Raw genomic sequence first — 7726 nt, 5'->3', positions numbered from 1 at the left:
CGGACCAAAACTGCCCGTTGCCGCGGCTTTCAGCAGGACGGGGTGTAGCTGCGGGTGGCGAGGACCTGGTCTCCGGAGGTGACCTGGATCGTCGTGCGGGTGTTGTTGGGCAGCGAGGTGCTGGAGACGACCAGGCCCTTGGCGCCCACCGAACCGGACCCCTTGCGCTCACCGTTGACCTTGACCTCGAAGGGCGTCATCGGCGCGTCCGGACCTGCGGTGATGCGGTATTCGACGACCGGGGTCCGGGCCGCGTCGGGGAACGCGGGAGCCAGCATCGGCATCGCGGCGACCATGGCCGACATGTCCTGGCACCGGACCTCGCCGAGCTGGACCTGGACCGGGGCCGGTGGCGCGGCCGCACCGGCCGTGGCCGCGGCGGGGATGGCCACCGCGACTGCGGCGAGAACGACGGTCAGCATGCGACCTGGCATCTGCGAAGCACCTCCACGAAGAGATCGGATCAGCGCTTCGAAGCTAGAGCTCCCCGGGTGAGCGTGAGAGCCCGCTGCCCCCAACGAGCGACACCGGGTAACACGAACCGGTCGCGCGCACCGTCGAGCAGGCCGCCGCACGGATCGTCGATGCCGCCGGGGTGATCGCCCCGCACGGTCAGCGCGGTGCGCACCTTGTCCCGGGCCGGGTCGAGGATCTCGCGGATGATCAGCACGCACAGCGCCACGACCATCGCGTCCCGGACCAGAACCGCGCCCAGGAACCAGCCCTCGGGCAGGCCCTTGTTCGCCGTGCCCAGGTAGTAGTACATGCGCGGAGCCCACACCGCCGCGTCGATGATCATCCAGCTCAGCAGCAGTCGCCAGCGCGGCAGCGCCAGCACCGCCAGCGGCACCAGCCACAGCGAGTACTGCGGGCTCCACACCTTGTTGGTCAGCAGGAACGCGGCCACCACCAGGAAGCACAGCTGCGCGACCCGCGGCCGGGTCGGCGCCGCCAGGGCGAGCCACCCGATCGCCAGGCACGCCAGCAGGAACAGCCCGAGGCTGACCGCGTTGAGCACCACCGGTGTCGCGCCCGGCGGCAGCTGACCGTCGAACCCGCCCCAGCCGGTGAAGTGCATCAGCACGTTGTAGAGCGAGTCCGGATCGGCCGAACGCCGGCTGTTCAGCCGGAAGAACTCGCCCCAGCCGGCCGGGTACGCCAGCGCGATGGGGACGTTCACCGCCAGCCACGCCAGCGCGGCGGCCAGCACCGCGCGCGCGGCGTCGGGCACCTTCCCGGCGCGCCAGGCGAGGATCAGCAGCGGTCCGAGGAAGAACAGCGGGTAGAGCTTGGCGGCTCCGCCGATGCCGATCAGCACCCCGGCCAGCACGGGTCGTCGTCGCGACCACGCGAGCAGCCCGGCGGTGCCCAGAGCGGTGGCCAGCACGTCGAAGTTGGTGAACGCGTGCGCCACGACCAGCGGGGAGACCGCGGCGAGCGCGACGTCCCAGACGCGACGGCGAGCCAGCAGCACCAGCGCCCAGATCGTCACCAGCCAGGCCCCGGCGAGCCAGAGCGCGGTGACGTTGAAGTACAGGACGCTGGTGAGCCCGCCGGGCAGCCAGCCGAAACCGGCCAGGGTGGCCCAGCCGTCGGCGGCGCGGGCGTTGATCCACTGGAAGATCCCGGTCAGCACCGGGTATTCCATGTAGCGGACCTGCTCCTTGGGCGTGCCCTGGTTCTCCAGCCACCCCGTCTTGTACGGGAAGGCGTCGTCGGGGGCGAGATCTCCCATGCCGTAGCGCGGGATGATGTCGGTGTAGCACATGGCGGTGTACTGCTTGCTGTTCCGCCAGTCCAGCTGCGGCCCGCTGCTGGTGTCGTAGGTGACCTGGCAGGGGGCTTTGAACAGCCACGCCGCCGCCAGCGTCAGCACCGCGAGCAGCAGGATCACCCGCAGCGGGGTCCAGAACCACTGCCGTCCGACCTGCGCGTGCCTGCCGAGCGGTCCGCCGAAGAGGCGGCTGACCTTGCGGGGCAGCGGTTCGGTCCAGGTCGGCGGGATGCGGTCCGCGTGTGAGAGGGACGAGCTGTCCACCGCCGCCGCTAACTCGTTGCCCGAGGACGCCGCTGTTGCCCGATCGGCGGTTTCGTTGGTGGACACGCCCGGATGCTACTGGCCCGGAAAAGCCGGAGGGGCACCCGCCGGGTCGGCGGATGCCCCTCTCGGATCAGCTCCGGCTACTCGCCGAACCGACGCGTCGGCGCGACGTCACCGGGCTCACCGGGACTGCTCGTGTCCGACGGGCACGGCGGCTCGAAGAAGCCGCCGCAGTCGCCGTCGTCACCGGGCTTGGTCCTGCTGGTGGTCGGGTCCTGCTCCTCCGAACCGCTCGGCATCGTGGGCGGCGGCGCCGACGAGGACGGCGGCTCCGACGACGTCGGAGGCGGCGGCAGCGGGATGTCCTGGAACTGGCCGATGGTGTCGGTCTTCTTGAACTGCTCGACCTTCAGGCCCTTGTGGTAGTTGTTCATGAACTGCTGCCACACCATCGCCGGGTACTTGCCGCCGTAGAAGCTGGTACCCGAGTTGTCCTCCAGCGGGACGTTGCGGCCGTTCTCGCTGGCCAGCATCGACACCGACGCGGACAGCTGCGGCGTGGCGCCGATCATCCAGGCCGTGGCGTTGTCCTTGGTGTCCAGGTACTGGTGCGTACCGGTCTTGGACATCACCGGCCGGTTGCCGTCCAGGCCGCGCTTGGCGTGGTCGGCGACCTCGAACATCGAAGCGATGGTGTTGTAGGCCAGCTTCGCGGCCTCCGACTCCGACTCGTCGTAGAGCGTCTTGACCGGCTCGTTGTGGACCTTGACCGGCGGCCCTTCGCGCGGCGTGATCTCGCTGACCATGTGCGGGGTGTGCGACTTGCCCTGGTTCGCCAGGGTCGCGTACGAGTTGGCCATGTCGATCGGCTTGACCGGGTACATGCCCAGCGCGATACCGGACTGGGTCTGACCGTCGGCGTTCTGCAGGGTCTTCGTGCCGCCCTTCCCGGACTTGTACTCCTCCGGGATGCCCGCGGCGTGCGCGGCTTCGGCGACGCTGGCCGGGCCTATTTTGGATGCGATGTTGACGAACACGGTGTTCACCGACTTCGTCATCGCCTCGCGGACGCCGCAGTGGGTCGGCACGTCGCAGGCCACGTTCGGGGCGTTGGCGAACTCGGTTCCCGCGATGTTCTGCGGGCTGCTGCCGTCGTAGAACTCGCCGATGCCCTTGCCCTTGTGCAGACCCGCCAGCACCGCGAACGGCTTGAACGATGACCCGGGCTCGGTGGGCGCGACGGCCCAGTCGTAGCCGCCGACGTCACCGCCGCCGCCGTAGTAGGCCTTGACCTCACCGGTCTTCGGCTCGATCGCCACCAGCGACGTCTTGATGTTGTCCGGCAGCGTGTTCTCCGCCTGGGTGGTGGCGGCGTCGACCGCGGCCTTCTGCGCCCTGGGGTCGATCGTCGTCTTGATCTTGTAACCCTCGCGGGCCAGCGTGTCCTCGTCGTAGCCGGTCTCCTCCAGCTCGCGGAGCACCTGGTCCTTGATCTTGAACTGGTCCGGCGTCAACCGGCGGTCGATCCGCCAGTCGTTCTGACCGCGGGTCTCCGGCAGCGTCAGGCCCTGGCGCTCGGACGCGGGCAGGAACCCGTTCTTGACCATCTGGTCGAGGACGTAGTTGAAACGCGTCTCGGCCTGCTCCAGGTCCTCGCGCGGGTCGTTGCCCTTCGGGCGCTGCACCATGCCCGCGAGCACCGAAGCCTCGGCCGGCGTGATCTCGCTGGGCTTCTTGCCGAAGTAGGCGTTGGACGCCGCGGTGATGCCGTTCGCGCCTCGGCCGTAGTACGCGGTGTTGAGGTACGACAGCAGGATGTCGTCCTTGGGGCGTTCGTTGGTGATCTTGAACGCCAGCACGATCTCCTTGATCTTGCGGACGTAGGTCGGGTCCGACTTGTTGAGCTCCAGGTCCAGCTTGATGAACTGCTGGGTGATGGTGGAACCGCCACCGACGCCCGAGCCGGTGAACATGAAGAACACCGACCGGGCGATGCCCATGAAGTCGAAGCCCGGGTTGGAGTAGAAGCTCGCGTCCTCGGCGGAGATCGTCGCGTCGCGCAGCGGCTTGGACACGTCGTTGAGGTCGCGGATCACCTCGCGCGAGCCGTCCGAGCTCACCGTCGCCAGCGGCGAGTCGTCCGCGTAGGTGATGGTGATCGGCTGCTTCATGTTGAGCAGCTTCTGCTCGTCCGGCGCTTCCCAGAACAGGTAGCCGTAGATGAACACCAGCGTCGGGATGATCACTGCCGCGGCCGCACCCACGTAGCAGGTCCGGCGGATCCGCCGCCACATGACGGCGCGCTTAGCTTGGGCGGCACTCATTTCGTCGTCCGGATCCTCGCTGTCATCCCTGCCCGGGTATCCGGCGCCACCGACGTCCGCGGCACCTGCGCTGCTGCGGTCGCCGAGCTGGTCGTCGCCGTACGGGTCATCGTCAAGATCATCAGCGTAGTAGTTGTACGTCGCCTGGTCGGAGTGCGTCAGCAGGTTCGGCTCGCGGGAGAAACCGGCTCCTCCCGAAGCAGCACCGGCAGCACCAGCGGCCGCCGCACCGGCAGCACCGCCGGCGGCGGCACCCGCAGCACCGGCCCCGGCGGCCCCGGACGCACCGGAACCTCCCCGGTCACCGCTGCTCGGAGCCTGCGGGAGGTTCTGCGTCGGCGCTTCGCCCGGCGGCTGCGGGGGACGGCCCGGTGGGGGCTGCTGCCCGGCGGGCGGCTGCCCCGGACGGCCGGGAGGCGGGGGAGGAGGCGACGGCGAGTAGCTCGTCGCGTCGTCCTCGCCGTTCAACCGGCTGCTCAGCGAGCTCGAACCCGGCGCGGAGTCGTCGTCGAACGACGGCGTCCAGGCACCGGTCGATTCCTCCGGGGTCTCGGCCCCGGGCCACTGCGGCGGCTGCCCGCCCGCCTGACCGGGACGTCCCGGCGGGGGCGGGGGCTGCTGACCACCGGCTCCCGGACGACCACCGGGCTGCTCTCCCGGCCACGCGGGACCACCGCTCGGCGGCGGGGGCCCACCGGCCGGGCGCGGCGGCGGTCCTTGCTGACCGCCGGGCTGCTGGCCCGGGGGCTGCGGTGGGGGTGGCGTGGGGCGACCGTCGGGGTTCGGATGCCGGGAGTGGCGGCCCTTGGCATGGTCGTCACGCTCGTCGTTCACGAGTTGGCCTCCAGGACAGGCGTCGGGGCGACGCCGGTGATGCGTTCACGTCGGGGGTGCGCCGCATCGGCGCGGTTGGGCGTGCCGGGTGCACGAGACGATCTCACTCCGCTGCAGTCTTGCGCCGTGACCGACCGTTGTTCAAGCCGTCGGTCCCGAGCACGTAGGACAGCACCAGGTGGTTCCAGTTACATGTGCGGCACACCTCAACGACGTAGACGTTGAACTCCTCGAACAGGTTGGCCATCCGGTCCAGCTCTTCGGGCTTGCGCGCCGATCCGGACGCGTGCTTGAGAGCGTCGCCGAACACCCAGGAGACCTGGGTCAGCTCTTCCTTCCTGCACACGGGGCAGGTGGTGTCGCTGGGTTCACCGTGGAATTTCGCCGCCTGAAGAAGGTACGGGTCGGCGTCGCAGACCTCCATCACCCCGACGCGGCCAGCGTGCAACTGCGCGAGCAGCGCCCGGCGCTGCAACGCGTAGTCGACCACTTGCCTTTGGGTCCGCACGACCACAGGGTACGTGCCGCCTCGACGCACTCCATGCGCCGTTCAGGGCAGGCGGGCTTCTCCGCTGTCACGTGCGGTGACGCCGAACACCTTCGGCACCGCTCGATGGTGAGGACCGATATATCGGCGCGATATACTCCGCCGGGTGCCGAGGTCAGCGTTGGCACTCCTCATTATTCGCGGCGCCTAATAGACACTCGTAGGAGGTGCAGATGCTCGAACTCGCGGTGCTCGGGCTCCTGCACAACACCTCGATGCACGGGTACGAGCTGCGCAAGCAGCTCAACGACACGCTCGGCGTGTTCCGCGCGCTGTCCTGCGGTTCGCTCTACCCGACGTTGCGCAGGCTGTGCCGGTCCGGCCTGATCGAGGAGGAATCCGACACCGAGGAGTCGAAGGCCTGGGGACGCCGCGCCCGCCGCGTGTACCGCATCACCACCGCCGGCGAGCAGCGCTTCGACGAGCTCGTCGCCGACAGCGGTCCCCGTGCCTGCGAGGACAACGCCTTCGGCGTGCACGTGGTGTTCTTCTCCCGCACGCCGGCCGAGGCGCGGATGCGCATCCTGCTCGCCCGGCGCCGCCGGGTGGAGGAGCGGCAGGAGGGCTTGCGCAGCGCGCTGGCCCGTTCCGGGGATTGCCTGGACCGCTACACGCGGGAACTGCACCGGCTCCGACTGGACCACAGCGAACGCGAGGTTCGCTGGCTGGACGAGATCATCGAGGCCGAACGGGTCGAGCAGGCAGCTGCCTCGGCGACCGGGCGACCCGATGCCGGTGGGAACCCCGATGCGGGCCATCAGCCACCGGCTCAATTCACGCGAGGACACGACAGATGACCAAGAAGGAGGGCCCTGCCATGGGCGGAGATCGTCCCGGTCGCGCTGTGCGAGTGGCGATCGTCGGCGTTGGGAACTGCGCTGCATCGCTGGTGCAGGGCGTGCACTACTACTCCGACGCCGATCCGGACACCAAGGTGCCCGGGTTGATGCACGTCGCCTTCGGCGACTACCACGTCAGCGACGTGAAGTTCGTCGCCGCGTTCGACGTGGACGCCAAGAAGGTGGGTCGGGACCTCTCCGAGGCCATCGTCGCCAGTGAGAACAACACCATCAAGATCGCCGACGTCCCGCCGCTGGGCGTCACCGTGCAGCGCGGTCACACCCACGACGGTCTCGGCCGGTTCTACCGGGAGACCATCGAGGAGTCCGACGAGCAGCCGGTCGACGTCGTCCAGGCGCTGCGCGACGCCGAGGTCGACGTCCTGGTGTCCTACCTGCCGGTCGGGTCCGAGGACGCCGACAAGTTCTACGCGCAGTGCGCGATCGACGCGGGCGTGGCCTTCGTCAACGCGCTGCCGGTGTTCATCGCCTCCGACCCGGAGTGGGCCGCGAAGTTCGCCGAGGCCGGCGTGCCGATCGTCGGCGACGACATCAAGTCGCAGGTCGGCGCCACCATCACGCACCGCGTGCTGGCCAAGCTGTTCGAGGACCGGGGCGTGCACCTGGACCGCACGATGCAGCTCAACGTCGGCGGCAACATGGACTTCATGAACATGAAGGAGCTGGAGCGCCTGGAGTCCAAGAAGACCTCCAAGACGCAGTCGGTGACTTCGCAGGTCGACCGCGACCTGGGCAAGCGCAACGTGCACATCGGTCCGTCGGACTACGTGCCGTGGCTGGACGACCGCAAGTGGGCCTACATCCGGCTCGAGGGCCGCGCCTTCGGCGACGTGCCGCTGAACCTGGAGTACAAGCTCGAGGTGTGGGACTCGCCGAACTCGGCGGGCATCATCATCGACGCGATCCGCGCCGCCAAGATCGCCAAGGACCGCGGCGTCGGGGGCCCGATCCTGTCGGCGTCCTCGTACTTCATGAAGTCGCCGCCGGAGCAGTACTCCGACTCCGACGCCTACCAGGCCGTCGAGGACTTCATCGCGGGCGAGAGCGAGAGCTGAACCGTCGCGGAGCAGAAGCGGGGCACCCACCTCACCGTGGGTGCCCCGCTTCGTTCAGCAGGGGT

Annotated in this window: 6 protein-coding genes; 2 read left to right on the top strand and 4 right to left on the bottom strand. The window is 69.2% G+C overall.

Annotated elements, in window-relative coordinates; genetic code table 11:
* Window positions 1-29: 29 nt before the first annotated feature.
* The 4 genes from ACYVF3_RS06175 to ACYVF3_RS06160 form a co-directional block, all read right to left on the bottom strand.
* Entirely contained in the window at window positions 30-434 is a 405-nt protein-coding gene (locus tag ACYVF3_RS06175) for a hypothetical protein (RefSeq protein WP_461153223.1), read from the bottom strand.
* 29 nt (window positions 435-463) lie between these two features.
* Complete coding sequence (locus tag ACYVF3_RS06170; protein ID WP_461153222.1) at window positions 464-2104, bottom strand: glycosyltransferase family 87 protein; 1641 nt, start codon at window positions 2102-2104, stop codon at window positions 464-466.
* Window positions 2105-2181: 77 nt separating this feature from the next.
* Window positions 2182-5199, bottom strand: a complete 3018-nt coding sequence (locus ACYVF3_RS06165; protein ID WP_461153221.1) for a transglycosylase domain-containing protein — start codon at window positions 5197-5199, stop codon at window positions 2182-2184.
* A gap of 103 nt (window positions 5200-5302) precedes the next feature.
* Window positions 5303-5707 (bottom strand): DUF5318 domain-containing protein, encoded by a 405-nt coding sequence (locus tag ACYVF3_RS06160; protein ID WP_461153220.1) that lies wholly within the window; start codon window positions 5705-5707, stop codon window positions 5303-5305.
* A gap of 212 nt (window positions 5708-5919) precedes the next feature.
* Here ACYVF3_RS06160 and ACYVF3_RS06155 point away from each other — a divergent pair, with 212 nt between their 5' ends.
* Complete coding sequence (locus ACYVF3_RS06155) at window positions 5920-6543, top strand: PadR family transcriptional regulator (protein WP_461153219.1); 624 nt, start codon at window positions 5920-5922, stop codon at window positions 6541-6543.
* Entirely contained in the window at window positions 6540-7661 is a 1122-nt protein-coding gene (locus tag ACYVF3_RS06150; protein ID WP_461153218.1) for an inositol-3-phosphate synthase, read from the top strand. Before ACYVF3_RS06155 ends, ACYVF3_RS06150 begins: the two co-directional genes overlap by 4 nt.
* Window positions 7662-7726 lie beyond the last annotated feature (65 nt).

Source organism: Saccharopolyspora tripterygii, assembly GCF_054778355.1.
The sequence above is the reverse complement of the archived record's forward strand: the minus strand, read 5'-3'. Positions and strand labels throughout refer to the sequence as shown.

Bases quoted from the DNA above. Each gene is read 5' to 3' on its own strand.
- ACYVF3_RS06175 (WP_461153223.1), bottom strand. From the start codon at position 434: ATGCCAGGTCGCATGCTGACCGTCGTTCTCGCCGCAGTCGCGGTGGCC.
- ACYVF3_RS06155 (WP_461153219.1), top strand. From the start codon at position 5,920: ATGCTCGAACTCGCGGTGCTCGGGCTCCTGCACAACACCTCGATGCAC.
- ACYVF3_RS06150 (WP_461153218.1), top strand. From the start codon at position 6,540: ATGACCAAGAAGGAGGGCCCTGCCATGGGCGGAGATCGTCCCGGTCGC.